This is a genomic window from Pseudofrankia asymbiotica (assembly GCF_001983105.1).
Lineage (GTDB): Bacteria > Actinomycetota > Actinomycetes > Frankiales > Frankiaceae > Pseudofrankia > Pseudofrankia asymbiotica.
This window is the reverse complement of the sequence record NZ_MOMC01000094.1, coordinates 17,929-33,518: the sequence shown is the minus strand read 5'-3', so window position 1 is coordinate 33,518 and position 15,590 is coordinate 17,929. Positions and strand designations below refer to the sequence as shown.

The window sequence follows — 15,590 nt, the reverse complement described above, 5'->3', positions numbered from 1 at the left end:
ACCAACAAGACCGGCCGCTCCCTCGAACTACACCCCCACCACACCGTCCTGGCCCAGGCCCGCGACCAGTGGAGAACCGASCCCGGCCTACGCGAGACCTACCGACAACACCGCCCCATGGTCGAACGCTCCATCGCCTGGTTCATCCACCAGGGACGCCACCGCCGACTGCGCTACCGCGGCGCCACCGCGAACAACCACTGGTTCCAACTCCGGATGGCCACCGTCAACCTCACCCGACTGACCACCCTCGGCCTGACCCGCACCCCCCAGGGCCGCTGGGCCCTCGCGACCACGGCCTAACCCGCAACCCCCGCCCGGCAGACCCGATAACCACCAGCACCCGACCCCTCCCTGACCAGACACGCCACCACACGCCCAGCCAGGGAAGAACCCAAACCCGCCTTGTTCAGCGGTCTCCTAGACGTCGAGGGCTGGGGAGACCTGCAACCCGAGCTCAACGCCCTGTCCAAGCGTGGCGAATGGGCCGCGATGACGAAACTGATCGACGACGACATGCTGCGCACGCTCGCCGTGCACGGCACTCCCGACCAGGTGGCGGCCGAGATCGTCGCCCGCTACGGCGACTGCGACCGTGTCTGCGCCTACTTCCCCGGCTACCAGGCCGGCGACGACCTGATCGCCGACTTCGCCGCCGCGCTCCGAGTCGCCTCGCGCGGGGCCGACGCGGCGAGCCCCGCCGACGTCTGACCACCTGTTTCCTTAGAACGGAGCGTCTCCCCGGCGCAGAGGAGGAGCGAGATGGCATCCACGCGGCTGGTGGACCTGAAGGTCGCCGTCGCGGCCGCGGACGGCGCCGACGGCTGGCACGTCGCGGCGAGCGTCCACCTCCCGGCGGACGAGGCGCTGGCGGCGGCCCCGCCGGTGCTCGTCCTGATGCCGGCGGTGGGTACAACCGGCGCTACTTCGACCTGCCGGCCCCGGGATTCAGCCAGGCCGCGCACCACGTCGCGCGCGGGACGGTCGTCGTCGCGATCGACCATCTCGGCGTGGGGGACAGCACCGGGCTACCGACGGAGATCACGAATCTGCCGACGGTGGCCGCGGCGAACCACGCCGCGGTCGTGACGATCCTCGACCGCATGCGTGCCGGCTCCCTGGCCGAGGGCATCGCGCCGTTTCGGCCGGGGGCGGTCGTCGGCGCGGGGCAGTCGCTGGGCGGCCACGCGCTCGCCGGCATGCAGGCCTACCACCGCACCTTCGACGCGGTCGCGATGCTCGGCAGCAGCATGGCGGGCACGAACCTGCCGCTGCGGCCGGGCCGCACCGTGCCCGTACCGGACGGCGCGACCGCCGAGCAGGCGACGCTCGCCCGGATGGCCGGCGCCGACTGGGCCTGGATCTTCCACTGGGAGGACCCGGGGGCCACCGCCCGGCCGGTCCCTCCGGACGGGGGCGACGACGAGGGCGCCGCTCTCGCCGTCCTCGTCGCGGCCGACATCGCCGCCGGGGTACCCGCCCGACACACGCCCCCGCCATGGGGCGCCGCCGCCTATCCCGGTTTCAGCCTGGAGTTGATGATGCCCGGGGCGTTGGCCGCGCAGGTCGCTCTCATCGACGTCCCGGTCCTGCTCGCCTCGGGCGAGCGCGACGTCTGCCGTTCTCCCGCCGAGGAGATCGCCGGCTTCAGGGCCGCCACCGACCTCTCGGTCCTCGTCGTCCGCCGCATGGCCCACATGCATAACTTCGCCCCCACCCGGGCCACGCTGTGGAACCGCCTCGACGAGTTCGTCAGTCACGCGGCAGGCTTCATCCATCGCGGCTGACGCCCGACCGATAATCCCGCCACACGCCGGGTGATGTGGCCGGAGGGCTGCTATACGGGTGATTCCCACGCGGCAAGGAGCTCGGCCGGGCGGTAGACGGCGACAAGACCGGTGGCGGTGACCTCACTGCGACTGACCGCGATCAGCGGGATCGGCTCATCGGTGAGGGCGGCGCGGTGCTTCTGCAACGACGCCAGGTCATGCGGGTCGAACGGGGCACGTTCGAACCACTTGATGGATCCAAGAAAGTGGATCTCCTTGGCTATCGGCTCGCGATCGGCCCCAACCACGTCGATCTCAATGGTGTTCGCCCGGTTCCAGTAACCGCCGACGGCGGGCGCCGCGGGGAGCACGTCGTCGGGTAGCAGACGAGCCAGGGACTCCCGAAGCAGCGGCTCGACGGCGCGGCCGCGCCAGGCGGTCCAACTGTCGCGGACGCGCGCCAAGGTTAGATCACCGCGCAGCCGCTCGATCTCGGGCAGGTTGGGTCCGACGAACCGTAGCCAGAACCGCAGGTAGGGGTCCGCCACTCGGTAGCGCCGTTCCTTCGACGGCCTGGTCCAGACCGGCAGGTCTGTCACGACGATCCGTTTGGCTGTCAGCACGTCGATCGAGCGGGTCAGACTGGTGTGGGCGATCTGCCCGGCCGCCTGGGCGATGTTGGTGAAGGTCCGCTCGCCCGCGCCGATCGCGGTCAGGACGTTGCGGGCGTTGGCCGAGTCGGGGAACTCGGCGGCCAGCGACCGCTCCGCGGACACCAGCAGCGCGGAGACGGGATTGGCGAGCTCCCGGCCAAGGAAGGCCCACAGGTCGTCGCCCGGCTGCCAGGCCGCGCAGATCAGCGRCAGCCCGCCGGTTACCAGCGCGGCGTCGAACGCGTCGGCCGGTTRCAGGCCGAGCATCCGGCCGACCTCGGTCGGGTTGAGCGGGCCGAGGACCATCTCCTGTCCGCGCTGGTGGAACGGTCGTCCATACGATCCCAGCGCCTCCATCATCGACAGATCCGAGCCGATGAGGATCAACAGTACCGGCTTGCGGCTCAGCTCCCGGTCCCAGGCGCGTTGCAGTATGCCTTCAAACGCGTCGACTCGGTCCATCAGATAGGGAACCTCGTCGATCACAATGACGCTGGGGCTGTCGTCGGGCAGCGTGCTGGCAAGTTGCCGAAAAGCCGCGCTCCAGTTCCCGGGCAGCGCGTCGTCGAACACCGCCCGATCCGGCAGTGTCGACGACGCGACCGCGTCCTGGAGGGCCTCGAGCTCAACGTCCGCGGCGGTCCCGGCCGCGGTGAAGAACACCGTCGGTACACCAGCCCGGTCGACGAACATCTCGACCAGGCTCGACTTCCCGATCCGACGTCGACCGCGGATGAGCAGGCAGCGACCGGGCTTGCCCGAACCAGCGGCAGCCCCTACGCCCTCTAGGAGGCCGCCGAGAGCGGCCAGCTCCCGCTCCCGGCCCACGAACGTGACCATCGCAGCCACCCATCCGAAGATCGCAATGTTAGTATCATTGATGATACTAACATTGGCGGTAGTATCGCGGCCGAAAGTATCGCTCGCGCGGTGCGACGGCGGGTGGCGTGGCTCGGCTACCAGGCGGCGGCCTGGAAGCCGGAGGCGAGGGTCGTCGGCCGGGCGCCGTCCTGGGAGACCTGAAGGTCGGCTCCCGACAGGTAGAGCAGCCAGTGCCCATCGGCGCTCACGGACAGGCTGGTGTGCCCCCGGTCGGTCAGGCCGACCGCGATCTGGCGGATCTGCCGGCCGTTCGCCGGATCGAATTCCGCCACGTCGACCGACGTCGTCTTCGGGGGGTATCCGGCGCAGCATTGCCGCACCGCGAACAGATGCCCGTTCGGCAGGAAGACGGCCTCGGGGTAGTAGTAGGTGTACCGGTCGACGCCCGCCAGCGGCACGTTGGTCGAGCCGTCCTCACGGAAGTAGGTCGTGTCCGTCGACGGGTTCATGAGGGACAGCTGCCAGCCCTCGTTGTCCTGGACCGCGGTGATCGACACGGCCAGGCGGGCGCCGTCCGGCGCCCAGGACAGGTGCCCGACCGGCGCGGGCAGCCCCGACTCGGCGACCTTGGGCGGCATCGGGTACTGCCAGGTCTTGCGCGTCGCCAGATCGAGGACCACGACCTGGAAGGTGGCGGCCACGTTGCCGCTCGGCGGAAGGCAGTCGCCGGCGGTGGTGGACCAGACGTACTGCACCGCGTAGGCGAGACGGGTGCCATCACGGTTCAGGGCGGGCACGCTGCCCTTCGAGGCGACCTTCGTCGGTGCCCCGCCGTCGATGCCGACCCGCCAGATCTCATGCTCGCAACCGGTGCCGACCTCGTAGTACACCGTTCTGCCGTCGGGGGTGAGCGCCACCGCGTCGCCGACGACGCCATCCTGGCGCAGGGTGCGTATGGCGTGGCCGGTCCGCGGGTCCAGCACCACCAGCGCGCCCTGGGTGGTGACCGCCACGAGCGTGTCCGGCCGGGCGGGCACGCCCGCCGTGGCCTGCGCCCTGCCCGCGGTGGCGGCGGTCGGCGGCGGGGGTGACGGTTGCTGGTCGGCGCCGGAGCAGGCGGCCACACCTGTCGTCGCCAACGCCGCGGCCAGGGCCATGGCCAGCGCGGGCCGCGGGCACGCCCGCGCGAGCCAGCGCCGGCGCCCGTGCCTGCGGCCGGCAGGGATGGCTCTCCGCGTCGTCGACCTCATGGTCTGTCCTCTCGACACCGGCAGGCTCGTTCTCGTGGCTGACGGGTCGCGCTGTCCCGACGACATTTCGCGCGCGCCACGCCCTTTTCTGGCCGATGGTCCCGAATTCGTGGCCGGCGGGCCAGAATGTATCGCCCCGGCACGGGGTGGAGTTCGGCGCCGGTCGCGTCGCCGGCTCCCGACTTCTCCTGACGCTCCCGATGGGTAAGACGCCGGATTGGTCGGCGGCGATGAGCTGGGCGTGGTCGCGGGCGCCAGCCTCGACATCATCCGCTGGTCGTCCGCCCGCGTCGGGAGGGACGGCGGCATCGGACCGGGCGATCTTGCGCTCCCCTTCGCCGTTCAGCCTCGGCGTCCGCGGCCAACGGTGGCCCAGAGCTTCGACCCGGATCTCTGGATCTCTGAATCTCGGACCTGTGGCGCCTGGTCGCCGGGGGCGGCGATATTTAATGAGCGGTTACTTAGCTGTGCTGGCCTGGCGGAGAGGTTCGATCTTGCCTGAGGTGGCTCCGCTCGCCGGAGTGCGGGTGCTCGAGGTCGCCACCCACGTGTTCGTGCCGATGGCCAGCGCGGTGCTCGGCGAATGGGGCGCCCGGGTCGTCAAGGTGGAGCATCCGACGACGGGCGACCCGTACCGGGCGCTGACCACCGTCGGGCTGCACAACGTCTACCGCGGGGTGGACGCCGCCGGCCGCACTGGCACCCGGGTCGACCGGCAGGCGGTCTGGAACCCGCTGATGCTCACCTACCGGACGGCCGACGACCGCTACGTCGCGTTGATGATGCTCTCGCCGGACCGGCACTGGCCCGGCCTGTGCGCCGCGCTCGGGCGCCCGGAGCTCGCCGCCGACCCGCGGTTCGCGGACCTGGACGCCCGTCGCCGCAACGCCGCCGCCTGCGTCGAGGAGCTCGACACCCTTTTCGCCACGCGGCCGCTCGCGGCCTGGCGGGCGGCGCTGGCGGGGTTCGCGGGGGAGTGGGCGCCCGTGCAGACGCCACGCGAGGTCCACGACGACCCACAGGTGCTCGCCAACGGTTACGTCGCGGACGTCGAGATGGGTGCCGGGTTCGGCCTGCCGATGGTGACCGCGCCCGTGCAGTTCGACGGCCGGCCCGGCCAGCCGACCCGCGCGCCCGAGCACGGCGAGCACACCGAGGCCGTGCTGCTCGAGCTCGGCCTGACCTGGCGGGAGATCACGGAGCTGAAGGAACGCGGCGCCGTCCTCTGACGGCGCGGATCTACACATGCGCTGTCCCGTACGGGGCGGCGGGCGCCCGGTTGGCCGGGTGCCGCCGCGCGCGGCTGGTCAGCGGCGGTTGCGGGCGCGGCGCGGGTCGAGCCGGCGTAGCAGCAGGGCCGTCACGATCAGGGCGACGAACCCGATGACCAGCAGACCTACCAGGTCACCCACGTAGGTCGACGCGGCGTGTTTCCACAGCGGGTCGACCTTGACGGCCGGGTTCGCCTCGGTGCCGGACAGCTGGATGGCGTTGAGGTCGGACGTCGACGCCGCCGCGGCGTAGCCCCACCGGCCGGGGAACAGCCAGGACAGCTGCTCCAGGCCCTTCGCGCCGGGCAGCACCAGCAGCGCCCCGGTGAAGACCAGCTGCGAGATCGTCARCACCACCAGCGGAGGCATGGTCTTGTCCGCGTTGTCCACCACCGCGGAGACGATCAGGCCCACCATCGTCGAGACGACCGCGGTGAGGCCGACGGCGATGAGCATCTCCGCCCACGCGGCGTGCTTGAACACCGCGCCCTCCGGTGGGAAACGGGTGACCAGCGCGATGGCCGTCAGCAGGGCGCCCTGCAGCCCGGTGATCAGCGTCAGGACGACGACCTTGGAGCCGAGGTAGGCGGTGGTCGACAGGCCGATCGACCGTTCTCGGCGGTAGATCTCCCGTTCCTTGACGAGTTCGCGGACCGCGTTGGACATGCCCATGAAGCAGGCCATCAGGATCAGCACGAGCAGCGCCCGCGGCGCGTCCAGGTTCGGTTTGCCGTCGCCCGGCAGGCCGAACTTGGCGCTTGTCTTGATCGTCCATGGGATCGCCCCGAGGACGATCGGGTATGCGATGAGCAGCCGCAGGTAGGACTTGTCGGAGGCGATGACCTTCATATATCGCCGGGACAGCGTGACCAGCTGGGACAGCACCGACTGCTGGCGGATGCTCGGCAGTGCCGCCGGCTCCGGCCGCGCGAACGGCACGACCGCGGAGCCCCGCATGAACAGGTCCGAGGACCGGAACCGGCTCGCGAGCGCCTTGGCGCCCTTGTTCGTCTGCAGGACGCGGAAGGCGTCGGCCCAGTCGGCCTCCTCGAAGAACTCCAGCGCGTGCTGCGGCGGGCCGAAGTAGGCGACGTGGCCGCCCTTGGCCAGCACCAGCAGGTAGTCGCACAGGTTCAGCTGGGCGACGCTGTGGGTGACGACGACGACCGTCCGCCCGCCGTCGGCGAGGCGGCGCAGCGTCTCCATGACCTCCTTGTCCAGGCCCGGGTCCAGGCCGGAGGTCGGCTCGTCGAGGAAGAGCAGGGTCGGCTGGGTCAGCAGCTCCAGCGCGACGCTCGTGCGCTTGCGCTGGCCGCCCGACAGCTTGGAGACCTGCCGGTCGGCGAGGTCACCGCCGCTCGTCGCGGACGCCGCCTCGTCGTCGTCGATGAAGCGCAGCCGCGACGCGTCGGTGCCGGCGAGCGCGTTCGGCCCGCCGGCCCCGCCCGAGCCCCGGTTCGTGAGACTGAGCTCGGCCAGCACCTCGTCGATCCGCCGGCGGCGCTCCTCGCTGGTCGTGTCCGCGGGGAAACGCAGCTTGGCGCCGTACTCGAGCGCCTGGCGCACGGTCAGCGAGGTGTGCAGGATGTCGTCCTGCGGCACGTAGCCGATCCGGCGGCGCAGCTCGTCGTACTCGGTGTAGAGGTCACGGCCGGCGTAGCGCACCGTGCCGACGTTCGCGGGCCGGAAGCCCGTCAGCGCACCCAGCAGCGTCGACTTGCCCGCGCCACTCGGACCGATCACGCCCAGCAGGGAGCGGGCCGGCAGCTTGAACGTCAGGTCGTGCAGCAGGCGGTTCCCGTCGCGGTCGACCGAGACGCCGTCGACCTCGAACTCGACGTCGCCGGTCTCGATGTGCTCGGACAGGTGCTGATCGGCCACATAGAACATGTGGTGGCCGATCGCGATCACGTCGCCGGGCTTGAGAACCGCCCGGTCGATGCGCTGGCCGTTGAGGAACGTCCCGTTCGCCGAGCCGAGGTCGACGAGCTGAGCGCCGCCCCGGCCGACCAGCAGCTCCGCGTGCTCCCGGGACGCCAGCAGGTCGTTGACCACGACGTCGTTGGAAAGGCCCCGGCCGATCGACATCCGGCCCATCCGCAGCGGGTGCGTGCGGCCCTGCCCGTCGCGGTCGTCGGCGTCGGCCCAGTCGGCTGGCGGCAGTACCGGGCCCACCTGCTGGCCGCGGGGGAACAGCGTGGGCCGTTCGGACCAGGGATCGTCCGCGTCCGGGTGCCGGGACGAGCTGGGAGCCCGCGGCGGTGCGGCGGGTGCGGCGGGTGCGGCCGGCGTGGCCGGTGCGGTGGCCGCCCGCGGTGCCGGGGTGCCCGCCCGCGCGGCGGGTGCGGCTGGCGCGGCGGCGCTCCCGTTCGCCGGCCTGGCGGGGGCCGCCGGCGCCAGGCGCGGCGGGTCGTCGGCCACCGCTGGCCGCGGCGCTGGCCTCTGCGCGAGGGCCTCGCCGCGCGCCGCGGGAGCGGCGCGCAGGTCGGTCGGGGCGGTGGGCGCGGACGCCAGCGTCACCACGATCTCCGGGCCGTCCACCGCGCCGAGCTGGAGGCGGCACTCCTCGCGGATGCGCACCCGGTGCACGCGCCGGCCGGACACCCACGTCCCGTTCGTGCTGATGTCGACGGCGGCCCAGCCGTCCGGCGTGGGCTCCAGCAGGACGTGGCGACGCGACACCTTGGTATTCGCGACCACCAGGTCGCAGGCAGCCGCGCGGCCCACGACGAAGGGCCGGTCGGGCGGCACGGAGACGACCTGGTCGCCAACGCTGATTGTCAGTCCCTCCGGCATGGCGTTACGCCGCCATGGACCGGGCGACCGGAAACGCGCCCGGCGCCGCGACTGACCATCGTATGGCGGGCGCGCCAGACCCGCTCACATTCGCGAACTGATACCGGCCACCGGGCCAGCCTTTTGCGTACGGCATTGCCGTCCCCCCTCACACCACCGACCCGGGGACCGTCGGGTCGCTCCCATGCTGGCGTGACAGAACCCCGAGCACCATCATTTTCGGGGTTTTCTCCGGTCTGTCATGCACGCGACAGCCGCGCCCGTCGTTGATGGGCTCTTCTTCGATGGTGGGGTCGACCTCGCCGCGCGCTTCCAAAGCGGGCTTGAGCCGGTGCGGGAGCGGAAGCACGACTTGGACGGGCCACCGGAATCGGGTGCGTCGACGGTGGCCGATGTAACCCCCGCTCCCGACCGGGATTTCCCGGATCCCGGTCGGGAGCGAGGCGTCCGAAACACCAGGTCGGCGCGGGCGCCGCCGCTGGCACGCCCAGTGTAGGAGGTCAGATCGGCGTGCAGAGCCGTCTGCTCACCTGCGACGCCATGCCACGCGCGATATGGCGTTTCGCCCGCATTGAGGACCGCTGCTCCACACCGACGAGCGCCACCAACCTGGCCGTGCTGGCCGTCCGGCGTGCTGGCCGTCCGGCGTGCTGGCCGCCTGACGAGCGGGCCGAGACCTGGCGCCGGCCCTCTGGCCCGTTGCCTGGGCCGGCTGGCGGACTTCCACCTACCCAGGGAGGGGTTGTCTGGCAGGGTGAACGGCATGTCGTCGTCAGCGGGGGAGCAGATGCGGGCGGGCGGGCCGACCGGCCCGGTCAGGGTGCTCGGCGTGGACGCGTGCCCCGGCGGGTGGGTGGCCGTCGAGCTGGCCGGCGGCGCGTTCGTCGGCGCTCGTTTCGCCGGCGAGCTGCGCGCGCTCGTGGACACGACGACGGTCGCCGTGATCGGCGTCGACATGCCCCTCGGCCTGCTCGACGAGGGCTGGCGGGCCGCCGACCACGCCGCTCGAGCGGTGCTCGGGCCGCGCCGGGCGAGCGTCTTCCTGGTCCCGCCGCGCTCGGTGTGGGGGTACGCGGACTTCGGCGCGGCGAACGTGCACTGCCGGGCGCTGACCGGCGCCGGCCTCACGCAGCAGACCTGGGGTCTGCGGCACAAGCTCCTCGAGGCCGACGTGCTGCGTGAGCGGATGCCCGGCCGGCTGTACGAGGTGCACCMGGAGGTGGCGTTCGCCGCGATGGCCGCCCGCCCGCGCACCGAGCCGGCCGAGGCCTGGCTGGCGATGGTCGCCGCGGGCAGGGAGACCGGTGATCTCATCCCCGGCGACATCCTGGGCAGCGACGTGCGCGCGGTCGTCGCTCGCGGCGGGGTCCCGGTGATGCCCGCGCACGCCCCGCTCGCCCACGCCAAGACGACCTGGGCGGGCGCGGCGCGGCGGCGGGCCCTGCTGCGCGCCGCCGGCATCGTGCTGCCCGACGACCTCGGCGGCGCGAACCTCGTCCCGCCGGTCGACGTCCTCGACGCCGCGGCCGTCGCGTGGAGCGCGCACCGGATCGCCACTGGCGAGGCCGGTCGGCTCCCCGCCACCGAGCCCGCCCAGCTCGACGACCGCGCGGAGCCGATCGTCATCTGGTACTGAGCCTCTTTTCTTTTCGGATCCCCAGCCCGGTCATCTGTCGGCCTCGGGCAGGTGCCCGGTGAGGCAGGTGAATGTCGAACGGACCAGGCCCTATACTCTGCCCGGTGTCCGATATGGATGATATAAGAGCGACGCCCGGATTTATCCGGCTGATGTTTGTGCTGAGTCCGGACGACATCGCGGACGCGGTGGCTGCCCGGACCCGCGGTCTGGTCGCCCGACAGCGGATCCTGCTGGTAGCGGTAGTCGCCATCGTGGCGCTGTTCGCGTTTACCGGTGAGGGCGACGCGGACGTGCTCGGCATCGTRCTCTCGCTGATCTTCGCGGTGCCRGCACTCGTCCTGATGTTCGTGCTGATTTCACCGCGACGGCTGGCCAGCATGGCCGTGCGCAACCAGCTGCGCGACAACCCCTGGCTCTCGAGCCCGATGACCATCGAGCTCTGGGCCGATGGACTACGCAGCCAGACGGTGACGACGACCTCGTCGATAAGCTGGCAGCACTACCCGTACCGGGTCGAGATTGACAGGTTCGTGCTGCTGCTCACCGGAACCGGCCGTTACGCCCAGGTGCAGATCCTTCCGCTCAAGGCGGTGGATGAGGCTTGCAGGCCGGCCTTTATGGCACTGCTCGCGCAGCACACCCAACCCATTCCTGGCRGCCGCGCGGGGCGTTCACTGTAATGCGCCGACGGTGAAGGTGGTGGCGGGCCCGGGTGCCGCGGGCATGCGGCCCTTCATGGGGACGATGCGGTAGGCCACGGTGACGCCGGGGAGCAACGGGTCGCTGGTCCAGCTGTAGCCGGTGACCGGTGCCGGGGCCCGGATGAAGTCCGGCTCGCCCCAGGAGACGGCCTTGCGCTCGACGAAGTACTCGGTCGCGCCTGGCGTGGCGGCCCAGGAGACGGTGACGCGGCTGTCGCCGGGCCTGGTCAGAACCACGGTGGGTCTGCGCCCGATCCCCGGCCACGGGATGTGGCCGGGCAGTGGCCCGTAGGGCGTGCCGATGCCCAGACCCGCGAGCGCGTCGGCGAAGCCGCGGGCGATGATCACCTCTCCGTCCGGAGTCGGGTGCGAGCCGTCCCAGGCGTCGCGCAGCGGATCCCAGCCGATGTCCGTGCGGGCGACGACCACCCGGGACGTCGGCGTCGACCAGCCGGGCGCCTGCGCGTCGAGGATCGCGTTGAACGGCGGAGCGGTCGGCAGGTTCATGCTGTTGTCGCGGAAGTCGGCCCTGGTGAGCACATGGCCGACGACGAAGGTCATGTTCGGGTTCACCCGGCGCGCGTTGTCGATGAGCTGCTTCATCAGCACGGCGGTGTCGGGCGGCTGGGTCCAGTAGGTCAGGTCGTTGGCGCCGAGCGCGATGAGCATGACGTCGGCCGGGTGTGCGCGGACGGCGGCCTCGATCTGCGGCACCTCACTGCGTAGTGAGATCCCCCAGCGGGAGTGGTGCTCGCTGTCGAAGGCGGGGTCGGCGTAGTCGTGCGAGCCGCCCTTGTCTGCGACGTTGTCCCAGATGTCGTCGCGGTCGCCGACGAAGTCCACCCGTCCGGGCGCCGTGCGGGTCAGGTGCTCGGCGAGCCGGTAGCGCCAGGTGTAGTCGCCGGCGGACTCGTGGGTGATCGAGTCTCCGACGATCATGACGCGCAGCTGGGGCGGCGAGGAGGTGGCCGACGCGCCGCCTCGGGCCGCCCCGTCGCCGGAACAGGCGGCGAGCAGCACGATGGTGACCAGCGAGAGGAGCGTGGCGAGCCGGAGGTGGCGCGCGGCGCGGCACCGCCCGGCTGTCCTGCGCACGCACGTCTCCTCGCGATGACCAGTCCGGCAGGCTCATTCTGCCTGCCGCCCGCCGCGGCGCCAGCCGGGGTCAGCCGCCCGGTCGCCGACGGTGACCGGCGTCTCAGCTGCCCTAGAAAACGAGGGCGGCGACGAGCCAGGTGAGGGCCGCGAGGACGCCGGCGGCCAGCTCGATGACCATGCCGATGCCGATCGCGACAAGGGCGGCCCAGGTCGAGCCGAAGGCCGCCCGCCAGTCCTTGAGCCGGACCACCTCCGCCAGGTAGATGCCGAGCAGACCGCCGATCAGCAGGCCGAGCACCGGAATCACGAAGAAACCGATGATGGCGCCGACGACACCTATGAGCAGCGTCGTCGGCGGCGCGCCCCGGCCAGCGGTGGCCTTGGCCGGCAGCACGTACTTGGCCCCCGTCCCGAGGGCGGCGAGCACCACCATCACCGCGAAGACCGCCCAGCGCGCTCCGCCGCCGTCGGCGATGGTCCACCACAGGCCGGCACCGAGGATGATCAGAAGTCCGGGCAGCACCGGCAGGACGACCCCGATCAGGYCGACGGCCATGAGGACGCCGACGACCACCTGCATGTCGACACTCAACGTGCCTCCTCTGGCACCAGGGGCGGCCTCGCTGCCCGGCCGCCCGCGCACCTTATCTACCCGTTCGGGTGCGGATAGCCCACATCGGGTGGCGCGGCGGAAATGGCCGAGCCGGCGACCGACGACCTGGCCGCGCCGTCAGAAGTCGTAGGCTCGCTCGCCATGCAGGGCGATGTCCATGCCCTCGCGCTCCTCGTCGACGGACAGCCGTATCCGGACGAACATGCGGATCACGTAGCCGATGACGAGGGTGACGATGAACGAGTAGGTGACGACCGCCGCGACCGCGATCGCCTGCTTGCCGAGCAGGTCGAACCCGCCGCCATAGAAGGCGCCGTCCTCGCCGCCGGTGTCGGATGAGCCCCAGAAGCCGATCAGCAGCGCGCCGAGGCTGCCGCCGACGAGGTGGACCGCGCCGACGTCGAGCGCGTCGTCGATGCCGACCTTGCCCTTGATCCCGGTGACCGACGCGCACGCGATGCCGGCGATGAAGCCGATGAAGATCGAGCCGACGGGTGTCACGTAGCCGGCCGCCGGCGTGATCGCGACCAGGCCGGCGACCGCGCCGGAGGCGGCGCCCAGGGTGGTCGCACGCCCGTCACGGAGCTTCTCGGTGAGGATCCAGCCGAGCAGCGCGCAGGCGGTGGCGGTGTTGGTGTTCATGAACGCGAAGCCGGCGAGGGCGTTCGCCTTCAGCGCGGAACCGGCGTTGAAGCCGAACCAGCCGAACCACAGCAGACCCGCGCCGAGCAGGACGAACGGCACGTTGTGCGGCCGGAAGTTGCCATCCGGCCAGCCACGCCGCTTGCCGATCACGATGGCGATGGCGATGGCCGCGGCGCCGGCGTTGGCGTGCACCACCGTCCCGCCGGCGAAGTCCTCGGCGCCGTGCTCGAACAGCCAGCCGGTCGGGGAGAAGACCCAGTGCGCGACAGGCGCGTACACCAGGGTGGACCACAGGACRATGAAGGTCGCGAACGGCCCGAAGCGGAACCGGTCCGCCGGTCCGCCGGTGACCAGCGCCGGGGTGATGATGGCGAACATCAGCTGGAAGGCGGCGAAGACGATCGGCGGGATGCTCTKCGCGAGCGGGCCCGCGTACCCGGGTACCTGCTCGTTCATGTGCTGCAGCCCGGCGAAGTGCAGGCCGCCGAAGTAGGCGTTCTGGCCGCCGAAGGCGATGCTGTAGGTACAGGTCACCCATAGCAGGCTGACGATCCCCATACAGAAGAAGTTCTGCATCAGCATGCCGAGGACGTTCTCGACGCGGACCATTCCGCCGTAGAAGAACGCCAGACCGGGCGTCATCACGAGTACGAGCGCGGAGCTGGCCAGCAGCCACGCGGTATCTCCGGTGTCGAGCGCGCCGACGTCGAACGGCATGTCCCGCCTGTCCTGGAGCTTGAGGGGATTCGGTGGCGACCGGCCTCCTGGACGGCGCGGTACCGGATCATCACACCGGCAGGGGACCCAAGGGGGCAGGTTGCGCACCAGCCGTTCCGATGTGGTGTCGCATCTATTTCCATCGCGTTACGACAGAGATTTGTGCTGTGTTTGTCTTGACCGTCGGTGGGCGGTGTGCATTGTGGGTGGTGTGGTTGCTCGTCCGGCGGCTTGGCGATGACGGGCGGTCACCGTTCGTCTCGGCCATCCCTGTCAGGCCGTGCGTATGCTGTCAGCGCCGTCCTCCGGCCGGGTCAGCGTGCGACCGGCTGACCACAGCGCGGGAGCGGGTCGACCGGGGTGAACCGCGTCCCGTCCGGGTTGACCTGGACGAACGCGAGGCAACGGGTGAGCTTGCCGAAATCGGCACGGAAGTCGATCGGCTGCGTGAGCAGCCCGTCCGCGGTGTAGCCGCGTACCGCCCGCAGCGCCGAGATGAGGCTGGCACGAGTCGGGCAGTCACTCGCCACCTGCAGGCCGCGCAGCATGATGTCGGTCGAGATCCAACCGGAGAGGGCCGCCTGCTGGGTGGCCGGCTGCGTCTCGGGGGCATAGCGGGACATCGCCGCCAGGAACTGGCGGTGCGCCGGGCGGCCTGTCTCGAACGGCAGGAAGTCGGCGACGAAGTACGCGCCCGCGATGATCGCCTTGAACACGTTGAGAATCCGCTGGTCATAGCCCGCCGGCGAGAGGATCACCTGAAGGTTCGCCTGGGCGCCGCGGGCGGCCAGCACCGCCTGCCCGAACGAGCTGCCGGTGACCGTGCCGACGAGGACGTCGGCGCCGCTGTCCTTGATCTTGTGGCCGAGGCCCTCGAGGTTGATCGGTGCGGTCGCGTCCACCGTCGCGACCACCTGGATACCGGCCGCCTTCAGGCTGGCGGTGAGTTCCGCGGCGAAGTCCAGCGATGTCTCGGTGTACTGGGAGACGACCATGACCGCGCTGTGCCCGCCATGGGCGGCGACGAAGTCGCCATAGGTGGACACCGACCCCGATTCCGACAGCAGGTTCGAGTAGCTGAACATGTTGTCGTAGATCGTCCAGGGCTCTTCCAACGACGTCCCCGCCACCGGTATGCCCTTGTCGTGCAGGAACTCGGCAGATCCGCTGGAGGCCGAAGTGGACTCGAGGATGGCGAAGGCTCCCCGGTCGACCAGCGCCGTGGCTCCGGCCAGGTTCGTCCTCGGGTCGGACGCGTCGTCCTCCCAGTCGTAGGTCACCTGCCGGCCGTGGACGCCGCCGGCGGAGTTGGCGACGCCGAGCCGGGCGTCCACTCCGGCACGGAACGACCCGAACAGCGACTGGGCGCTGCCGGAATCCGGGAAGAGCAGGCCGAGCCGAATGTTGCCGGCGGTGACGCCGGGTGACTCGCATGCGCCGCCGACCCGCGCGGAGCCGGTCTCGCCGGACGTCCCGCAGCCGGCGAGGGCGCCCGCGGCGGCGAGAAGCAGGGCGGCGAGCGCCCGGGCCCGGAGCCGGCGGGTCGGCCGGTGGGCAGCGGCCGGGCGGCCCGGATGCCGACGGTCGGGATGTCGCCGGCCCGGGGGTTGACGGCT

At 71.4% G+C, this 15,590-nt stretch carries 13 protein-coding genes; 6 read left to right on the top strand and 7 right to left on the bottom strand.

Going from position 1 to position 15,590, the window contains the following annotated elements; translation table 11 throughout:
• From BL253_RS41995 to BL253_RS34845, 3 genes are all read left to right on the top strand, one after another.
• A partial coding sequence (locus tag BL253_RS41995) for a transposase (RefSeq protein WP_198946519.1) occupies nucleotides 1–303 on the top strand: 303 nt, incomplete at its 5' end.
• Between the two features lie 102 nt (nucleotides 304–405).
• Nucleotides 406–711 carry an LLM class oxidoreductase gene (locus tag BL253_RS34850; RefSeq protein WP_241835415.1) on the top strand — a complete coding sequence of 102 codons (306 nt, stop codon included), beginning with the start codon at nucleotides 406–408 and terminating at the stop codon, nucleotides 709–711.
• A gap of 299 nt (nucleotides 712–1,010) precedes the next feature.
• Nucleotides 1,011–1,787 carry an alpha/beta fold hydrolase gene (locus BL253_RS34845; protein WP_241835414.1) on the top strand — a complete coding sequence of 259 codons (777 nt, stop codon included), beginning with the start codon at nucleotides 1,011–1,013 and terminating at the stop codon, nucleotides 1,785–1,787.
• Between the two features lie 50 nt (nucleotides 1,788–1,837).
• On the opposite strand, the gene BL253_RS34840 is transcribed toward BL253_RS34845, so the two are convergent.
• Both BL253_RS34840 and BL253_RS34835 read right to left on the bottom strand, forming a co-directional pair.
• Complete coding sequence (locus BL253_RS34840; protein ID WP_076821957.1) at nucleotides 1,838–3,262, bottom strand: ATP-binding protein; 1,425 nt, start codon at nucleotides 3,260–3,262, stop codon at nucleotides 1,838–1,840.
• Between the two features lie 116 nt (nucleotides 3,263–3,378).
• The gene (locus BL253_RS34835; protein ID WP_241835413.1) at nucleotides 3,379–4,494 is read right to left on the bottom strand and encodes a hypothetical protein; all 1,116 of its coding nucleotides are present in this window, start codon (nucleotides 4,492–4,494) and stop codon (nucleotides 3,379–3,381) included.
• 503 nt (nucleotides 4,495–4,997) lie between these two features.
• Between BL253_RS34835 and BL253_RS34830 the strand changes: the two genes are divergently transcribed.
• Nucleotides 4,998–5,723, top strand: coding sequence for a CoA transferase (locus BL253_RS34830; protein ID WP_476644135.1), 726 nt, complete (start codon nucleotides 4,998–5,000; stop codon nucleotides 5,721–5,723).
• 78 nt (nucleotides 5,724–5,801) lie between these two features.
• Here the strand turns inward: BL253_RS34830 and BL253_RS34825 are convergent, their stop codons facing one another.
• A complete protein-coding gene (locus BL253_RS34825) occupies nucleotides 5,802–8,561 on the bottom strand; it encodes an FHA domain-containing protein (protein ID WP_076821953.1) in 2,760 nt (919 codons plus the stop codon).
• A 763-nt stretch (nucleotides 8,562–9,324) separates the two neighbouring features.
• Here BL253_RS34825 and BL253_RS34820 point away from each other — a divergent pair.
• Both BL253_RS34820 and BL253_RS34815 read left to right on the top strand, forming a co-directional pair.
• Nucleotides 9,325–10,197, top strand: coding sequence for a DUF429 domain-containing protein (locus tag BL253_RS34820; protein WP_241835412.1), 873 nt, complete (start codon nucleotides 9,325–9,327; stop codon nucleotides 10,195–10,197).
• A gap of 158 nt (nucleotides 10,198–10,355) precedes the next feature.
• A complete protein-coding gene (locus BL253_RS34815) occupies nucleotides 10,356–10,880 on the top strand; it encodes a YcxB family protein (RefSeq protein ID WP_158230478.1) in 525 nt (174 codons plus the stop codon).
• Here the strand turns inward: BL253_RS34815 and BL253_RS34810 are convergent.
• The 4 genes from BL253_RS34810 to BL253_RS34795 form a co-directional block, all read right to left on the bottom strand.
• The gene (locus BL253_RS34810; RefSeq protein WP_076821950.1) at nucleotides 10,872–11,996 is read right to left on the bottom strand and encodes a GDSL-type esterase/lipase family protein; all 1,125 of its coding nucleotides are present in this window, start codon (nucleotides 11,994–11,996) and stop codon (nucleotides 10,872–10,874) included. The two genes, BL253_RS34815 and BL253_RS34810, sit on opposite strands and share 9 nt — an antisense overlap.
• A 112-nt stretch (nucleotides 11,997–12,108) precedes the next feature.
• On the bottom strand, nucleotides 12,109–12,579 hold the full coding sequence (locus BL253_RS34805) for a DUF456 domain-containing protein (protein WP_076821948.1): 471 nt from the start codon (nucleotides 12,577–12,579) through the stop codon (nucleotides 12,109–12,111).
• Nucleotides 12,580–12,729: 150 nt separating this feature from the next.
• Nucleotides 12,730–13,974 carry an ammonium transporter gene (locus tag BL253_RS34800; RefSeq protein ID WP_076821946.1) on the bottom strand — a complete coding sequence of 415 codons (1,245 nt, stop codon included), beginning with the start codon at nucleotides 13,972–13,974 and terminating at the stop codon, nucleotides 12,730–12,732.
• A 314-nt stretch (nucleotides 13,975–14,288) separates the two neighbouring features.
• Complete coding sequence (locus tag BL253_RS34795) at nucleotides 14,289–15,485, bottom strand: ABC transporter substrate-binding protein (protein WP_076821963.1); 1,197 nt, start codon at nucleotides 15,483–15,485, stop codon at nucleotides 14,289–14,291.
• Nucleotides 15,486–15,590 lie beyond the last annotated feature (105 nt).